The sequence below is a fragment of the Acinetobacter gyllenbergii CIP 110306 = MTCC 11365 genome (assembly GCF_000413855.1).
GTDB classification, from domain to species: domain Bacteria; phylum Pseudomonadota; class Gammaproteobacteria; order Pseudomonadales; family Moraxellaceae; genus Acinetobacter; species Acinetobacter gyllenbergii.
On record NZ_ATGG01000002.1, the window covers coordinates 1 to 16138 of the forward strand.

Sequence of the window (16138 nt, forward strand, 5' to 3'; positions counted from 1 at the left end):
GTTAATATCGCTCTATATTTGTCTAGGGACATGGGGTAGATATGAAAAAAGGCTTGTTGGTATTGGTTGTTAGCTTATTAGTTTCAAGTATGGCTTTTGCAATCAATGACTTGGATACAGGTCTAAAAGCTTATTATCAAAAGAATTATAAAGTTGCTTTTGACAGTTTTGAAAAATCAGAAAAAACGGGAAACGTTCAGGCAATACACTATTTAGCAAGTTTGTATTTTCAAGGCTTAGGTGTCCCAAAGAATGTAGAAAAGGCTTTTAACTTATTTAATCAATCTGCTCAAAAAGGTTATGCTCCCTCCTTAGCAAATCTTTCGATTATGTATTATGAAGGTATTGGAGTACAAAAAAATCCTGAAAAGGGTTTTGAATATACTAAAAAGGCTGCGAATGCAGGAGATTTGCAATCTCAATTTAATTTAGGTAATGCTTTTCGCAAAGGGAACTTTGTTAAACAAGATTATACTAAAGCTGCTTTTTGGTATGAAAAATCAGCAAAAGCTGGCTATTCTTTTTCTCAAAATGAGTATGGTTTATTATTTGCTCAAGGTTTAGGCGTTGAACAAGATTATTATAAAGCTTACGCATGGATCAGTGTTTCAGCTGAAACAGAAAATGATCAGGCAATTAAAAATTTGAAGAATTTTACTCAAATTTTTAATATCCAAGAAATGAAGAAGGCTAAGGAGCTAGCTGATCAGTATAAAACACTTTATCTTAAATAAAAAAATTAGGTATTTCTGATGAAACTCAATTCTTTCTCTCCACTCTCTGAAGATGATGAACTGCATCTGCCTGAGCTGGTGTATTGGGCATCCCTCGGTGATGTGGAACAAGTTGAGCAACTACTGGCAGAGGGGATAGACCCAAACCAGACCGATGACGAAGGCTATAGTGCATTACAGGCCGCTGCTGAGAACGATCATTTGGCGGTGGTAAAGCTACTTGTGAGCAAGGGGGCGGATGTGACCTATAAAAGTGAATATAGCGCATTACAGCTTGCAGAAATGGCAGAGCATAGCGAAGTGGTAGCGTATCTTAAAAGTCTTTAAATCCTGCATAAAAAAGAATAGATAAAAAGAAGCCCCATCATCCTGACGGGGCTTCTTCATATTCAGTTTATGTCGTTGATATCCTATTAACGACCACGTCCTGTGTCTGTTCTTATTCTCAATGAGACTTCCTGTCTCTCTATGTTTTGTATGATAGGTGAAAAGTTTGTATTGGGATATTCGCCAATTGCTGCGATTGCTGTAGGTTTTAGCGTACATTGCTTTCAAATCTATTCTGAAATTTTAGCGATAAATACACCGCATTATCATAATTTCAGCTAAAGATAGCAGTAAATCACATTTGTATATCAACTTTAATTATATAGACTCCAGTCAATCGTATATTTATGGAAAACTGTCTATGGGTTGGGAAGGATGGTTGTCGTTGGGATTAACACTTGGGGGGCTACTTACACTCATCTTTTCAAAAATTGCCCCACATATTGTCATGCTGGCAATTTTGACAATATTAAGTGTTTTTGGTGTATTAACCGCTCAGGAAGCTTTGGCAGGTTTTAGTAATTCTGGATTGATTACAGTGGCAGCGATGTTTGTCGTTGCGGCGGGTATTTCTAATTCAGGAGGAATTGATCTATTTGTAAATAAGTTATTGGGTACCCCAAAATCTGAACGCATGGCATTATTGCGAATTTTCTTACCCATCGCTCCGCTCAGCGCATTTTTAAATAATACACCTGTTGTTGCAACCATGATTCCAGCCTTAAATAGCTGGTCGAAAAAAATTGGGGTCGCACCGTCAAAATTAATGATTCCTTTAAGCTATACCGCGATTTTGGGTGGGACGATTACCTTGATCGGGACAAGTACGAACTTGGTGGTTAATGGGCAATATCAAGTGCTAACAGGCCAAGCAGGCTTTGGTATTTTCGATATTACGGTGATTGGTTTACCTGTCGCGATTATTGGCATGTTGATCATGTATTGGTTCGCACCCAAATTATTGCCCAATTACCAAGAGCAAAATGTTTTTTCAAATCTGCGAGAATTTACTTTAGAAGTCGTGGTCAGTCCAAATGGACCATTGGTTGGGCAATCAGTCGCGGCTGCAGGCTTGAGACATCTAAAACGCGTTTATCTGGTTGAAATTGAACGGCAGCAAACGATTTTAACTGCAGTGTCTTCGGATGAAATTTTATTCGGCAATGATCGCTTAGTATTTGCAGGAGATACTGAAGCGATTACTGAACTTTTGAAGATCCATGGTTTGGTTGCACCAGCAAGTATTGATGAAAAAACCACTTTGGAAGAAGCACATGCGGGTCGTCGTTTAGTCGAAGCGGTTGTTTCTCCACATTGTGAGGCAATTGGTAGCGCAATTCGTGACTCTAAGTTTCGTAATCGCTACGGTGCTGTTGTATTGGCGGTTGCACGTAATGGTGAGCGCTTAAAGGGTGGTTTGGGGCAGATTAAATTACAGGCTGGCGATACCTTATTGTTAGAAGCACGTCCAGCCTTTGTAACGCGTCAAAAATATAATAAAGATTTTCTTTTGGTCAATGAACTCGACCATGAGTCGCCTCAACATGAGAAGGCATTATTGTCATGGGGAATTTTACTCGCAGCAGTTTTTGCAGCAGGCTTTGGCATACTGAGTATGTTGAATGCTGCATTATTAGCAGCTGGGATGATGTTGTTGACAGGCTGTTTAACAGTAAAGCAGGCTGAGAAGAGTCTTGATCTGACGGTTATTTTAACCATTGCCGCTTCTTTTGCTTTAGGGGCCGCCTTAGAGAAAACGGGGGTTGCTGAGATACTGGCACAGTTGATCGTACATTTCAGTGCAGGTGAGGCGATTTTATTATTAATTTTGACCTATTTTTTTGTCTCTATACTGACCGAAGTAATTACTAATAATGCAGCGGCATTGCTAACCTTACCAGTTGTGTTAGAAATCACGACGCAAGCTGGTTTGAATCCAATCCCTTTTGTTTTTGCCATTATGATGGGGGCATCTGCAAGTTTTGCGACCCCACTAGGTTATCAAACCAATCTGATGGTACTTGGACCTGGTAATTACCGTTTTAGTGATTTTATTAAAGTGGGTTTACCGATGAATATCTTGATTGGTTCAATAACGATTTTATTGCTGCTTTTACTTTTTCCGATCACGTTATAAATGAAAAAGCCCTGAATCATTCAGGGCTTGCTTCTTTGTGAGCGCATTACATTAGAAATGCATATCTAAGCCAATATAAGGGCCTTTAAAATTAAACTTAACATCATTTTTATCATAATCATCTAATTTGACATCCAAGATACGATAGCCTGCTTTTAAGCCAACATCGACTAAGAGATTATCAATAAAGTTATATTGTAATTCGGCTTGTGCATCAGTGATTTTGGTGTCATTGATGTTGCTATAGAGCAACTCAGCTTTTGCACTTAAGCCTGTGAATGGCAACTTGACCCCTGCTGATCCATAGATCACAGGAACAGTCTTATCAATATCTGTTTTTCTGACATTCAGTGTTTTGATATCGCCATTGAGATTGGTTGCACCTAAGCCCACATCGGCATTTACGATGGTGTCCAAAATCTCATAATATAAAATGAAGTCAGTATGGTCGATGTTTAGGTCATAGACAGGTTGGCCAGCGAGTTCTTTCTCTGTTTGTGATTTTAAATTCACATAGCGAATTTTTGCATTTGGAATCAATGGAATCGGATGTTCAATTGCAAGTGATATTTGAGCAGAGCCTTTACGGTCTAAATCATACTCTCGAGAGTCTGCATAAGGATCCAATAGAAGATTATCTACGCCAGTTTGATTGGATAAAGACGTTGTATTATTGGGCTGAACTTGAGCCTTACCATCATAAAACCAATAACTTGCATCTGCTTTTACGCCAATCACATCTGCTTGTGCCAGACCACAAATACTCGTCCCTATAGCAAACATTGATATTTTTAATATTTTCATTGCATTGTCCTAATCAGTATCAAAAACCGTAATGAATTGTTGTGAATTCATCAGCGAATGGGCGAATCATATAGTGATCTTGGAAAATATGCAGTAGTCTAATTTTAAATTTTTATAACGGGATCAACAAGAATGACAGATACAGCAAACGTGCGGGATTATCCATTGTATGTCGCGGGAAAAGCGGTGAGCACGGGGCAATGGCTTGAAGTACATGATAAGTATCGAAATACCGTCTATGCACGTGTTGCTCTGGCTGATGCTAAAGTGCTTGAAAAAGCCATTTCTGCTTCGGTAAAAGCAGAACAGGAAATGGCAGCATTAAAACCTTTTCAAAAACAACAGATCTTATTGCATTGTGTGAAGCGTTTTAATGAACTGCGCGAAGAACTGATCGAAATTCTGATTGCTGAAGGCGGCAAGCCTCGTGGGGCAGCGAGTGCCGAAGTTGAACGCCTGATTAATACCTTCCAGTTGGCCGCGGATGCAGTGACTCAACTGGATGATGGACGCATGTTGCCTTTGGCAGTGACACCTGCTGCTGCCCATTTTCGGGGCATGGTCAAGCATGTACCGATTGGTGCGATTTCTTTAATCAGCCCGTTTAATTTTCCTCTCAACCTCGTTGCACATAAGATTGCACCCGCGATTGCAGCAGGTTGTCCCTTTGTACTGAAACCAGCCAGTTTAACGCCGATTAGTGCCTTAATGATTGCCAAGGTGTTAGCTGAAACTGATCTGCCTAAAGGTTCATGGTCGGTATTACCTTGTGAGCGTCAAGCCGCAGATATTTTGGTGACCGATGATCGTTTTAAGCTTTTGAGCTTTACAGGGTCGGATCAGGTCGGTTGGGATATGAAAGCGCGTGCAGGCCGTAAGAAAGTCACCTTAGAACTCGGTGGTAATGCTGCGGTTCTGATCGATGCAGATACTGTGATTGATGAAGCGCTCATAGATCGTTTGCTTAGCGCCGCTTATGGGCATGCGGGGCAGGTCTGTATCAGCGTGCAGCGGATTTTAGTGCATGCTGATCTTTATGCAGAAGTGAAAAAGAAACTGGTCGCCAAACTGAAAAAAATCAAAGTGGATGACCCCGCTTTAGCAACCACATTGGTTGGGCCCATGATTAAGGAGGCTGAGGCCATTCGTTTGAAAAAATGGCTGGATAAAGCTGAAAAGAAAGGAACGAAAATATTGATAGGAGGGAACTTACAGGGCATGTTGTTTGAACCCACTTTACTGGAAAATGTCGATGCCAAACTGGAAATCTATAAAGATGAAGCCTTTGGTCCTGTGGCAATTTTAGAAAAGTTTAAGACGTTTGAGCAGGGCATTGCTACCATTAACCAAAGTCGCTTTGGTTTACAGGCGGGCGTATATACGCAGAATTTGAATAAGATGCTGTACGCATGGGATCATTTAGATGTTGGAGGTGTGATTATTAACGATGTTCCAACGTTCCGTGTCGATAATATGCCTTATGGCGGGGTGAAGGATTCTGGCCTTGGTCGAGAGGGAATTCATTCTGCAATTCGGGATATGCAAGAGGAACGATTATTAGCCATTAAACAATAAAAAAGATTGTGGCCCAAGCGGAGTTTTAGCTTCGCTTGATTGTTTTATGTACTTGATTTTTATAAGTTGACTGCAAGGTCAAAATTACAGTCTGTTGAAAAATAATCAGTTGTTTAGAAAACATGATTTTTTCTTGCAGAATTTACAGTAAAAAGAAATAAAAACAGGTATTGTTCGGCTATTAAAAGCAGAAAAACAAAGCCCAATCTTTAAGGAAGATGGTTTGGTTTTTGCTTTGTTTGTCCATGTAAACGGGGACCCACAAGGTTGAAATTTCATGCAAGCAAAACAAGATTTTTTATGGCACTTTTCATGTCTGTTGGATAATAAAAAACCTAACACAGCATGGAAGAGCCAGCAGGACAACTTAGGTGTTTTATGGCAGATTCTCGTGAAAACTGGACATCACGATCTGGTTTTATTATTGCAGCTGTTGGTTCAGCTGTAGGTTTAGGTAACATTTGGCGTTTTCCTTATGTTGCGTATGAAAATGGCGGCGGGGCGTTTCTTATCCCTTATTTACTGGCGTTGATTACCGCTGGTTTACCCCTTTTATTTTTAGATTATGCAACCGGACACCGCGCGCGTAATTCACCTCCAAAGGCGTATCGTGCGCTATTTAAAGGGGGTGAGACGCTGGGTTGGTGGCAAGTCTGTGTCTGTATTATCATCGGTTTGTACTATGCCAGCGTACTGACGTGGGCGGGGAGTTATGTCTACTTCTCGATTGGTCAGGCATGGGGCAGTGATCCAGAAAGCTTCTTCTTCAATACCTATTTGCAGACCTCGAAAGCGACTGGCTTTGATCTACAATTCGTGAGTCATTTGTTCTGGCCGATTGTTGGGATTTGGGCACTGACCTTGATCATTTTGTATGGCGGAGTGAAGAAGGGTGTTGAATTATCCAATAAGATCTTCATGCCGTTGTTATTCGTATTGTTTACGGTTCTGGTGATTCAATCCTTACGTTTACCAGGTGCGGTAGAAGGCTTAAATGCATTCTTTACCCCGAACTGGTCAGCGATGATGAACTATAAAGTTTGGTTAGCGGCATACGGCCACACCTTCTTCTCATTGTCGGTTGGCTTTGGAATCATGGTGACTTATGCCTCTTACTTAAAACCAAAAACCAACTTAACTGGTTCGGGCTTGATCGTTGGTTTTGCCAATGCATCAACCGAGATTTTGGCAGGTATTGGTATTTTCGCTGCGTTGGGCTTTATGGCACATGTGGCAGGTAAAGAAGTCCAAGATGTGGTGAGTGGCGGTATTGGTCTAGCATTTATTGCTTTCCCGAAAATCATTTCAAGCTTAGGCGCAGGTGCTGACTTATTCGGTTTATTGTTCTTTTCCTCACTCTTCGTTGCGGGTATTTCTTCAATGGTGAGTATTCTGGAAGTGCCGATTGCAGCGATGCAAGACAAATTGAAATGGAGCCGTAGCAAAGCAGTAACGATTATTGGTGGTGGTAGTGCGCTGGTTTCCGTGATCTTATTCTCAAGCGTGAATGCGATTAAACTGGTCGATATCGTTGATCACTTCATCAATAACATTGGTATCGTCGGTGGTGCACTTGTTTCGATACTTTGTATTGCATGGTTTAAGCGCTCTGCCTTGCTTGAGTTACGTGATCATATCAACCGCATTTCAACCATTCAATTGGGTAAAGGCTGGGCATTTACTTTAACTGTGATCACATCATTAATCTTGTTAACCACTTTAAGTATGACGGTGTTTAATCTGGTGAAAAATGGTTACGATAGTTATAGCATGAGCTTACAAGGCATCTTTGGATGGGGCAGTGTGATTTTCTGTGCTGTCGTTGCTCTTATACTCAGCAAAGTGAAAGATCGTTAGGAGAATGCAAATGAATACTTCAGCAATTATTATGATGGTTATTGCGATGCTGTTTGTTTGGGGGGGATTAGCATTATCAATCCTCCACCTGATGAAACATCCAGAAGAACTTGATGAGGTTCTGGAAGATGTTAAAGATCAGCATACACTCTAAATAGAATGAAGAAAAAAGCAGGCTTTGAAGCCTGCTTTTTTATTTTGATTATGCCAATTTTTTAATTCGGCAATAATAGAAACCATCGCCAGAGTGCGCAGACGGTAATAATTGACGACCATAAGTCTGTTCAATTCCCCAATCGGCTTCGATTTTGATTTCTTCAGCATCCGCATGTTCTGCAAAGAATGCCGCCATTTGCTGCTCATTTTCAGCTTTGAGAATCGAGCAGGTGATATACAGTAAAGTGCCGCCGACTTTAAGCTGTTGCCACATTTGCTGCAAAATCTGTTGCTGTAACGCCACCGTTTGCGCGATATCGGTTGATTGCCTTAATAGGCGAATATCGGGATGGCGACGAATCACGCCTGTCGCGGAACAAGGCGCATCTAGCACGATACAATCGACCAGTTGCTGTGCCTGCCAGGTGGTGGCATCTGCCGTCACAATCTCAACAAGGTTCTGATCTAGAGCAAGACGTTCTAAATTTTCAGAAACACGTAATAAACGTTTTGCATCATGATCAAGTGCAATCAGTTTTTTCGGGTTAAAGCGCTCAAGGATATGTGCAGCTTTACCCCCTGGTGCAGCACAAGCATCGACAATCACTTGGTCATCTAAGTTAGGTAAAAGCGTGGCGCACAATTGTGCATGCTCATCCTGAACAGAAAAACCGCCTTCCTCAAAACCGGGTAAATGGGTAATATTGCCCGTTTGTTCCAAAACAATACCCACATCTGAAAGCATACAAGGACGAGCATCAATCTGTTCTTCGTCCAAAATCTCTAAATATTCGTTACGACTGACTTGGCGTTCATTGACACGCAGCGTCAGTGGTGCGACTTGTTTTAAGGCTTGGCATAGCGACTCTACTTGCTCAGGCCAATCTTTTTTGAGTCGTTTGAATAACCAGCTCGGTAAACCATGGGTATTATTCAACGCGGTTTGAAATTCATCTGTTTCACGTGAAACACGACGCAGAATCGCATTGACTAAACCACTCATTGGCTCGAAACCGAGTTGCTTGGCCGCATTTACCGTTTCTGAAATCGCAGCATGTACTGGAATACGCGTACATAAAATTTGATATAAACCCAGATATAAACAACTTTCGAGTGCTTCATTGTCTAGTGGCTTTGTGAGCAAGGGTAAGGTAATGGCTTTTAACGAATACCACTGGCGTAAACAACCTAAAGTAAGCTCGTGATATAAACCGCGGTCACGTTCAGAAACGATATTGATATGTTGATTCAAAACGGAAGACAAAGATTGCCCGTTTTGAACCGCCAAAAGTGTTTTGATTACCTGCGCACGCAGATTTAAATTTTTTGCAGATGATTGATTCGATTGGCTCATGGGAGAATTTGTCCAATATGTAATTTTTGGGTTTGGGCAATTTGCACTGGATTGAGGGTTTTAGCACCTGGCCATTGCAAACTGGTTAAGCACACCGCGCTATTGTCGCCACAGGCAACATGCACGCCTTGTTTATCAATGACAAGAATTTCACCGACTTGTGCATCGGTTTTGCTGAGCGGTGAAAGCATCGAGCCCCAAACACGTAAGGCATTGTTTTCATCCAGTTGGATAAAAGCCACAGGCCAAGGATTAAAAGCGCGAATATTACGATCGATTTGCACCGCACTTTGGTTCCAGTCAATACGCGCTTCGGCTTTGACTAATTTGTGTGCATAAACGGTCAGCGCCTCATCTTGCACTTCACGTTTTTCAATAAAATCCTGCAAGCTTTGTTCTGATTCAAGTACCGTACAAATCGCTTCTGCGCCTTGAAGTGCTAATTTGTCATGCAAGCTGGCAGAGGTATCTTCCGCAGTAATTGGACAATAGGTTTTATACATCATATCGCCCGTATCTAAACCTGCCGCCATTTGCATGATGGTAATGCCTGTTTCAGCATCCCCTGTCGCGATGGCACGTTGAATTGGCGCAGCGCCACGCCAGCGGGGTAACAGTGATCCATGGATATTTAAACAACCGTATTTCGGTGTATCTAAAACCGCTTGCGGTAAAATCAAGCCGTAGGCCGCAACCACCATCACATCTGCGCCAAGTGCAGCAAGTTCTTGTCGAGCTGCTAAACCTTCTTCGGTAGACGCTTTAAAGTTCAAAGGTTGATAAACAGCTAAACCGTGTTCAAGTGCCAATTGTTTAACAGGCGATGGCGTTAATTTTTGCCCACGCCCTGATTTACGGTCAGGTTGGGTATAAACCGCAATAATCTGGTGGGATGTTTTTAATAATGCCGCCAATGCGGTTGCCGCAAATTCAGGCGTACCAGCAAAAATGATTTTCACACATGCAATCCAAATAAAACTTATCGCAAATTATAAGCGAAAACGTGACGAGTCCCTAATTCACGGGCTGAATTGCTTTTGTGCAAAAAAAGATAGGCCTGTTGGTCATCTGTTAAACGATAACTTGTAGTATGATGCAAACAGCTCAGTATCATTTCGCCAGAGAGAAAGTCTTATTTTTCTCGAGCACACACTTGTTGGGAATACAAAATGCCTGATTATCGTTCGAAAACATCAACACATGGAAGAAATATGGCGGGCGCGCGCGGTTTATGGCGTGCGACTGGTATGAAAGATGAAGATTTTGGCAAGCCAATTATTGCGGTAGTCAACTCATTTACCCAATTTGTTCCTGGTCACGTGCATCTTAAAGATTTAGGTCAACTTGTAGCGAGAGAAATTGAAGCTTCTGGAGGTGTGGCAAAAGAATTTAATACCATTGCCGTCGATGACGGCATTGCCATGGGCCATGACGGGATGCTGTATTCACTGCCATCACGTGATTTGATTGCCGATTCTGTGGAATACATGGTCAATGCTCATTGCGCCGATGCAATGGTATGTATCTCGAACTGTGACAAGATCACTCCGGGAATGTTGATGGCGGCAATGCGCTTGAATATCCCAGTGGTGTTCGTGTCTGGTGGTCCGATGGAAGCGGGTAAAGTTAAATTCCGTGGTGATGAAAAGGCGATTGACCTGGTTGATGCCATGGTGGTTGCAGCCGACGAAAGCTATACCGATGAAGAAGTGGCTGCATTTGAACGCTCAGCATGTCCGACGTGTGGTTCATGTTCAGGTATGTTCACGGCCAACTCAATGAACTGCTTAACTGAAGCCTTAGGTTTATCTCTACCGGGCAATGGTTCGATCGTGGCAACCCATGCCAACCGTGAAAAATTGTTCTTAAGAGCAGGTCGTTTAGTGGTTGAACTGGCGAAACGCTACTATGAACAGAATGATGACAGCATCTTGCCACGTTCAATTGCCACCAAAGCCGCATTTGAAAATGCCATGACTTTGGATATCGCAATGGGTGGTTCAACCAATACCGTATTGCATTTGCTTGCTGCTGCACATGAAGCAGAAGTTGATTTCACTATGGATGATATCGACCGCCTGTCTCGTCAAGTACCAGTATTGTCAAAAGTTGCACCAGCAAAACAAGACGTGCACATGGAAGATGTACACCGTGCGGGTGGCATCATGGCAATCTTGGGTGAACTCGATCGTGCCAAATTATTGAATACCTCATGCCCAACCGTGCATGAACCTACGCTGAAAGATGCATTGGACAAGTGGGATATTATCCGCACTGAAGATGCGGATGTTTATGAGTTTTATCGTTCATCGCCAGGGGGCATTCCAACGCAAGTGGCATTCTCGCAAAACCGTTATTATTCAACTTTGGATGGTGACCGTGAGAAAGGCGTGATTCGTAATGCTGAACATGCCTTCTCTAAAGATGGTGGTTTAGCGGTTCTTTACGGCAACATCGCTCTAGATGGCTGTATCGTCAAAACTGCGGGTGTGGATGAATCAATTCTTAAATTCACGGGTACAGCACGCGTTTTTGAAAGCCAAGATGCCGCGGTTGAAGCGATTCTGGATCATAAAATCGTAGCGGGTGACATCGTGGTGATTCGCTATGAAGGCCCACGTGGTGGACCGGGTATGCAGGAAATGTTGTATCCAACCAGTTACCTGAAGTCGAAAGGCCTAGGTAAGGACTGTGCCTTGATTACTGATGGTCGCTTCTCAGGTGGTTCGTCAGGTTTGTCGATCGGTCACGTGTCTCCAGAAGCAGCAGAAGGTGGTGCGATTGGTTTGGTTGAAGATGGCGATACCATTGAAATTGATATTCCAAACCGTACCATTCATTTGAATGTGGATGATGCGACTATGGCGCATCGCCGTACCGTGCAGGAAGCCAAAGGTTGGCATCCTGCCGAAGAGCGTAAACGTAAAGTGTCTAAGTCATTGAAGATTTATGCAATGCATTCGACCAGCGCAGCCAAAGGCGCAGTACGAGTTTTGTAATCCCTTTCAGTCCCTCTTTCAATTAAGGGGGACTTTTTTGTTATTTTATAAGATACTGAACATACTTATTGACTCACTTGTTCCAACCCAAGTTTGAGTAATCGATTCATATTTCACTTTATGACCATTAGAGGCGATCGACATGTCTTTGTTACGTCGTTGGTTTGATCCCATCCGATCGAGTTGGTTCTATCAGAAACCTTCTCGTCAGGCGGTGTTACCCACGGAACAGGGTTTAAGCATTTACCTACGTCTAGACGATGTTTATAGCTATCTTGCGGTACAACAACTGGATCAGCTCAATGAAATCCTGAGTGATGAGCTGAAACCGTTAAAAGTGATTATTTCGAGGCAGGACGCAGAGCCTCCGAATGGAATGTCCAAGCAGGAATGGCTCAGTTACTGTTTAAATGATGCCAAGATTCTGGCCAAGCAGCATCGTTTTGGCTTTGATGACACCCCAGAAATTCCCAGCGCAGAAGCATTACAACAAGCTGAAACCATTCTTCGAAATACCCCTTTACGTGAACAGAACTTCTTGCATTTACTGGAAGACGTGTTCCATATGCTGTGGCAGCAACAATATGGAAAATTGCGTACCTTATACGCAATGGCCAGTCAGCACCAAAGCCCGCAAGATTATCCTGAACGCATTTTTAAAGATGTGCCCGTTGCTGCCAGCTATTTTGAATTTGGTGAACGTAAATACCAAGCGGTTGACGATTTACTGCGTCTGACGCGTCGTCTGAAACAGCAAAAATTACTGACTGGAAATCCAATTTTCCTGATTAATCATATCGAATGGCGTGAGCATTTGATTAATGATGGTGAGGCACTCAATGAAGTGCAGGCCATGCATCCCGAGCTAGATTTATACATCGCACTTGAAGATCCCATGAGCTGGTTATTATTGGCCTATATCAAAGAAGAATTGGCCAATTATTATAATATCCAGCTGAAAGTCTATCCGCTCAGTTACCACGGACGGGATTGGTTTGACTGGAGCTTGGCTACTCGTGTCTCCAAGCGAACCCAAGTGGCATTTACGCCATTCTGCCGTCCGACCAAAGAAGCGACCTATGAGATGGCACGACTGTTTTATAGCGTGCCTGAAGAACAGCAAGTCGATTGTATCCACCAAATTTTTGAAGGAGTGTGGACACATGGTAAAGACCTGTCATTTAAAGCCCATTTCCAGCGTATGCAAAAGCGTTTAGAGATCGAGCACATCACTGAGCAGGATGTCGAAGCTTTACTGAAGCAGAACGATGAACTGTGTCAGCAAAAGCATCAGCCTGATTTTCCAGTGTTAGAATTACGTATTGATGGGCAAAGTTATGTCTTTAACAGCTTGTATCGAGTCTGGATGATTGAAAGCATCATCAGCAATGTGTTGGAAGATAAATATAGAACCGCCTCAAGCTCTGCCTGAGGCCTACTCCCAAAAATAAGAATAGGGCAAGCTGCGCTTTTTTTCGTAGCATAACTCCGATGCAATATCGGAGATTCGGGCGTGACTTTTTTAGCAATTATTGTGATGGTATTTGTCTTTGCGGGCATGATTAAAGGCATGATCGGCTTAGGCTTACCTGCAGTTTCGATGGGACTGCTGACGATTGCCATGAGTCCGTTTCAGGCTGCCTCACTGCTGATCGTTCCGTCCATGATCACCAATATCTGGCAGCTGTTTGCTGAGGGTCGGGTCTGGACCTTTGTGCGTCGTTTCTGGTCCTTACTGGTCGGTATAGTGGTTGGATCGATCTGGAGTTTTTTACCCACGTTAAGCCAAAGCCATGGCCAAAGCAGTGAAATTCTCTTGGGGACGATGCTGATACTGTACGGGCTTTATGGCCTATGCGTTAAGAATCTACCTCATTTGGGCAAATATGAGCGTTGGCTCTCACCCGTAGTTGGTTATATCGGTGGGGCGGTGACCGTAGCGACAGGTGTGGTGATTATTCCCGTGGTGCCTTATTTACAGTCTTTGCATTTAAAACGGGATGAGCTGGTTCAGGCTTTGGGCTTGACCTTTACTGTGTCCACCATTTGTCTCGCCGTGTTTTTACAGCATAATCCGATGGCAGGCATCACCCTCGATTATCGTCTATCGGTCGTGGCGTTGGTTGCAGCTTTAATTGGCATGTGGTTGGGTAAAAAAATCCGCTATCAATTGAATGAGCAACGCTTCCGCCGCCTATTTTTTATGGGGTTGGTCGCATTAGGTGCTTATATGCTATCGCATTAATTGGGGGCTGAATTAAGGGCGATGTTGCAATAAAAAATCTGCAAATTGCTGATAAGTTTCGGGCAGTTGACTGAAATCCTGTGTTGCCAACAAAAGTTTCCGATTGGCCCATGCACCCATGAGTTGTATGGTGTGGAAATGATAATCTGGTACTAAACGCTGTGCAGCGCGGGCAGGCATAATCGCGATACCAACACCTTTTGCCACCACCTCGGCAATCGCAGCAAAATTGGGTAAGCGCAAACGGTACTGAATATTAAAGCCCAGCAGTTTGGCTTGGGTTTCGATAGATTGTTGCAAAGAATGATGCGGCATCAACCCAATAAAGCCGTAGTTCAAGGCTTCGACCAAATTCAACTGTGCGTGTTGGGCGAGATTATGTGAGGCGGGACAAATCAGCACCAAGGGATCACTGGCAAATTCCTGAGTTTGTAAAGGACGAATATCAAAAAAGCTGGAAACTAAGCCTAATTTGGCCATGCCTTTACCGAGAGCCGCAATAATCTCAGAACTCTCAGCTTCATGCAGATCAATATTGATGTCAGGATGGCGCATCAGATATTGCGGTAATAGCGGTGGCAAATATTCGCTTTGTGCAGAGGAATTACACCACAGGATTAAGGATTCAGGCTGTTGCTGCCGAAAGCGTTGCATTTCTTGTTCAAGCTGATCTTTTTGTCGGAGCAAGCGTCGTGCATGTTCAGCTAAGGCATGGCCTGCACTGGTGAGCTCAACGCCTGTGGTGTGTCGAATGAATAAAGGCGTATCGAAATATTGTTCAAGCTTTTTCATCCGTTCGCTGGCCGCTTGCAAGGAAATCGCAGAGCGTTCCGCGCCTTTGGTCATACTACCTGTGTTGACGATGTGCAGAACCAGCTGTAAATCAAAAAAATCAAAACGCATGGTGGCAACGTATTGAAATATAAAAAGCCATCATACTAAACATCGCTTCAATAAAGATAGTGGACTTAAGTGCAGCAGCAAAGTACTACTGAGCGGGATCTATTCATGCTGATCCAACGGGTGATCTTTAAACAATTGCACAATCCATTCAATAAACACCCTTTGTCTGGGTGAAACCCGTGTTTTTGAGGGATAAAGCAACGAAACAGGTAACGAAGGAACAGCGTATTGGTTTAATACAGGGCAGAGTCGACCATTTTCGATTTGCTTGACATGCCCATAACGCGGGACTTGGATAAGACCAAAGCCTTGTTCTGCCGCTGCTGAGTAGGTATGCGCCCCATTGACCTGAATCAATGTACTTAAATCATAAGGTTCCACTTGCTGGTTGATGATGAATTCTAAAGGCAACGCTTTTTGTCGTGCGCTGGAATAGAAGCCCACCATAATATGCTGTTTTAAATCGCTGAGTGTGTTCGGTGTACCATATTTTTTCAGATATGCAGGACTTGCCAGAGTGACTTGTTGAATGTGCCCCAAGGGTCTGACCACCAATTCACTATTATTTAAATGCCCAATCCGAATCACACAATCAATACCTTCCTTGATGATATCGACATAGCGGTCACTTTCGGTCAGTTGTACTTGAATCTGTGGATATTCACTGAGAAATTCATGTAGTTTTGGAATAATAAAATGAGCGGCAAAGATGCCGTGGACTTCGACTTTTAAACTACCTTGTGGTTTTGCATGTAGAAAATCATGGTCGGATTCGTCGATATAAGCCAGAATAAATTTACAACGTTGATAATAAAGCTGACCTTCGTCAGTCAGATTAACCTGTCGTGTGGTCCGGAACAGTAAGCGGGTATTGAGTTGCGCTTCCAATTGTTTAATGGCATCTGTCAGGGTCGAGCGTGGTAGATTCAGGATCTGTGCTGCTTTGGTAAAACTGCGCTGCTCAACCACATGCACAAATGCCGACATTGCATTTAACTTGTCCATAGGCTTAATTCTTTTGTTCGCTCTATTCGGATAAAGAAGCCG

The 16138-nt window shown here is 43.0% G+C and carries 14 protein-coding genes; 9 read left to right on the forward strand and 5 right to left on the reverse strand.

Annotated features, from left to right (window positions below; all coding sequences use genetic code 11):
* Positions 1 to 41 precede the first annotated feature (41 nt).
* The 3 genes from F957_RS20180 to F957_RS20170 all read left to right on the forward strand — a co-directional run bounded on the left by F957_RS20180 (position 42) and on the right by F957_RS20170 (position 3198).
* Positions 42 to 734, forward strand: a complete 693-nt coding sequence (locus F957_RS20180) for a tetratricopeptide repeat protein (protein ID WP_016660073.1) — start codon at positions 42 to 44, stop codon at positions 732 to 734.
* Positions 735 to 752: 18 nt separating this feature from the next.
* Positions 753 to 1061 carry an ankyrin repeat domain-containing protein gene (locus F957_RS20175; RefSeq protein WP_016542194.1) on the forward strand — a complete coding sequence of 103 codons (309 nt, stop codon included), beginning with the start codon at positions 753 to 755 and terminating at the stop codon, positions 1059 to 1061.
* A 361-nt stretch (positions 1062 to 1422) separates the two neighbouring features.
* Positions 1423 to 3198, forward strand: coding sequence for an SLC13 family permease (locus tag F957_RS20170; protein WP_016542196.1), 1776 nt, complete (start codon positions 1423 to 1425; stop codon positions 3196 to 3198).
* Positions 3199 to 3249: 51 nt separating this feature from the next.
* Here F957_RS20170 and F957_RS20165 read toward each other — a convergent pair whose 3' ends face one another.
* Positions 3250 to 4002, reverse strand: coding sequence for a TIGR04219 family outer membrane beta-barrel protein (locus F957_RS20165; protein WP_016542197.1), 753 nt, complete (start codon positions 4000 to 4002; stop codon positions 3250 to 3252).
* A gap of 132 nt (positions 4003 to 4134) precedes the next feature.
* On the opposite strand from F957_RS20165, the gene F957_RS20160 reads away from it, so the two are divergent.
* The 3 genes from F957_RS20160 (at position 4135) to F957_RS21010 (ending at position 7588) form a co-directional block, all read left to right on the forward strand.
* Positions 4135 to 5577, forward strand: coding sequence for an aldehyde dehydrogenase family protein (locus F957_RS20160; RefSeq protein ID WP_016542198.1), 1443 nt, complete (start codon positions 4135 to 4137; stop codon positions 5575 to 5577).
* A 378-nt stretch (positions 5578 to 5955) separates the two neighbouring features.
* Complete coding sequence (locus F957_RS20155; protein WP_016542199.1) at positions 5956 to 7434, forward strand: sodium-dependent transporter; 1479 nt, start codon at positions 5956 to 5958, stop codon at positions 7432 to 7434.
* Positions 7435 to 7444: 10 nt separating this feature from the next.
* Complete coding sequence (locus F957_RS21010; RefSeq protein ID WP_016542200.1) at positions 7445 to 7588, forward strand: methionine/alanine import family NSS transporter small subunit; 144 nt, start codon at positions 7445 to 7447, stop codon at positions 7586 to 7588.
* Between the two features lie 48 nt (positions 7589 to 7636).
* On the opposite strand, the gene rsmB is transcribed toward F957_RS21010, so the two are convergent.
* Both rsmB and fmt read right to left on the reverse strand, forming a co-directional pair.
* The gene (rsmB, locus tag F957_RS20150) at positions 7637 to 8944 is read right to left on the reverse strand and encodes a 16S rRNA (cytosine(967)-C(5))-methyltransferase RsmB (protein ID WP_016542201.1); all 1308 of its coding nucleotides are present in this window, start codon (positions 8942 to 8944) and stop codon (positions 7637 to 7639) included.
* Positions 8941 to 9903: a methionyl-tRNA formyltransferase gene (gene fmt / locus F957_RS20145; protein WP_016542202.1), complete on the reverse strand. Its 963-nt coding sequence runs from the start codon at positions 9901 to 9903 to the stop codon at positions 8941 to 8943. Before fmt ends, rsmB begins: the two co-directional genes overlap by 4 nt.
* Before the next feature lie 210 nt (positions 9904 to 10113).
* Between fmt and ilvD the strand changes: the two genes are divergently transcribed.
* The 3 genes from ilvD to F957_RS20130 all read left to right on the forward strand — a co-directional run bounded on the left by ilvD (position 10114) and on the right by F957_RS20130 (position 14188).
* Positions 10114 to 11943 carry a dihydroxy-acid dehydratase gene (ilvD, locus tag F957_RS20140; RefSeq protein ID WP_032860994.1) on the forward strand — a complete coding sequence of 610 codons (1830 nt, stop codon included), beginning with the start codon at positions 10114 to 10116 and terminating at the stop codon, positions 11941 to 11943.
* Positions 11944 to 12085: 142 nt separating this feature from the next.
* Positions 12086 to 13375, forward strand: a complete 1290-nt coding sequence (locus F957_RS20135; RefSeq protein WP_016542204.1) for a hypothetical protein — start codon at positions 12086 to 12088, stop codon at positions 13373 to 13375.
* An 81-nt stretch (positions 13376 to 13456) separates the two neighbouring features.
* Positions 13457 to 14188, forward strand: coding sequence for a sulfite exporter TauE/SafE family protein (locus tag F957_RS20130; RefSeq protein ID WP_016542205.1), 732 nt, complete (start codon positions 13457 to 13459; stop codon positions 14186 to 14188).
* A 12-nt stretch (positions 14189 to 14200) separates the two neighbouring features.
* Here the strand turns inward: F957_RS20130 and F957_RS20125 are convergent, their stop codons facing one another.
* Positions 14201 to 15091: a LysR family transcriptional regulator gene (locus F957_RS20125; RefSeq protein ID WP_016542206.1), complete on the reverse strand. Its 891-nt coding sequence runs from the start codon at positions 15089 to 15091 to the stop codon at positions 14201 to 14203.
* Between the two features lie 99 nt (positions 15092 to 15190).
* Entirely contained in the window at positions 15191 to 16096 is a 906-nt protein-coding gene (locus F957_RS20120; RefSeq protein ID WP_016542207.1) for a LysR family transcriptional regulator, read from the reverse strand.
* Between the last annotated feature and the right edge of the window lie 42 nt (positions 16097 to 16138).

Coding starts and splice junctions, on each gene's coding strand:
- F957_RS20180 (WP_016660073.1), top strand. CDS start 42: ATGAAAAAAGGCTTGTTGGTATTGGTTGTTAGCTTATTAGTTTCAAGT.
- F957_RS20175 (WP_016542194.1), top strand. CDS start 753: ATGAAACTCAATTCTTTCTCTCCACTCTCTGAAGATGATGAACTGCAT.
- F957_RS20170 (WP_016542196.1), top strand. CDS start 1,423: ATGGGTTGGGAAGGATGGTTGTCGTTGGGATTAACACTTGGGGGGCTA.
- F957_RS20165 (WP_016542197.1), bottom strand. CDS start 4,002: ATGAAAATATTAAAAATATCAATGTTTGCTATAGGGACGAGTATTTGT.
- F957_RS20160 (WP_016542198.1), top strand. CDS start 4,135: ATGACAGATACAGCAAACGTGCGGGATTATCCATTGTATGTCGCGGGA.
- F957_RS20155 (WP_016542199.1), top strand. CDS start 5,956: ATGGCAGATTCTCGTGAAAACTGGACATCACGATCTGGTTTTATTATT.
- F957_RS21010 (WP_016542200.1), top strand. CDS start 7,445: ATGAATACTTCAGCAATTATTATGATGGTTATTGCGATGCTGTTTGTT.
- rsmB (WP_016542201.1), bottom strand. CDS start 8,944: ATGAGCCAATCGAATCAATCATCTGCAAAAAATTTAAATCTGCGTGCG.
- ilvD (WP_032860994.1), top strand. CDS start 10,114: ATGCCTGATTATCGTTCGAAAACATCAACACATGGAAGAAATATGGCG.
- F957_RS20135 (WP_016542204.1), top strand. CDS start 12,086: ATGTCTTTGTTACGTCGTTGGTTTGATCCCATCCGATCGAGTTGGTTC.
- F957_RS20125 (WP_016542206.1), bottom strand. CDS start 15,091: ATGCGTTTTGATTTTTTTGATTTACAGCTGGTTCTGCACATCGTCAAC.
- F957_RS20120 (WP_016542207.1), bottom strand. CDS start 16,096: ATGGACAAGTTAAATGCAATGTCGGCATTTGTGCATGTGGTTGAGCAG.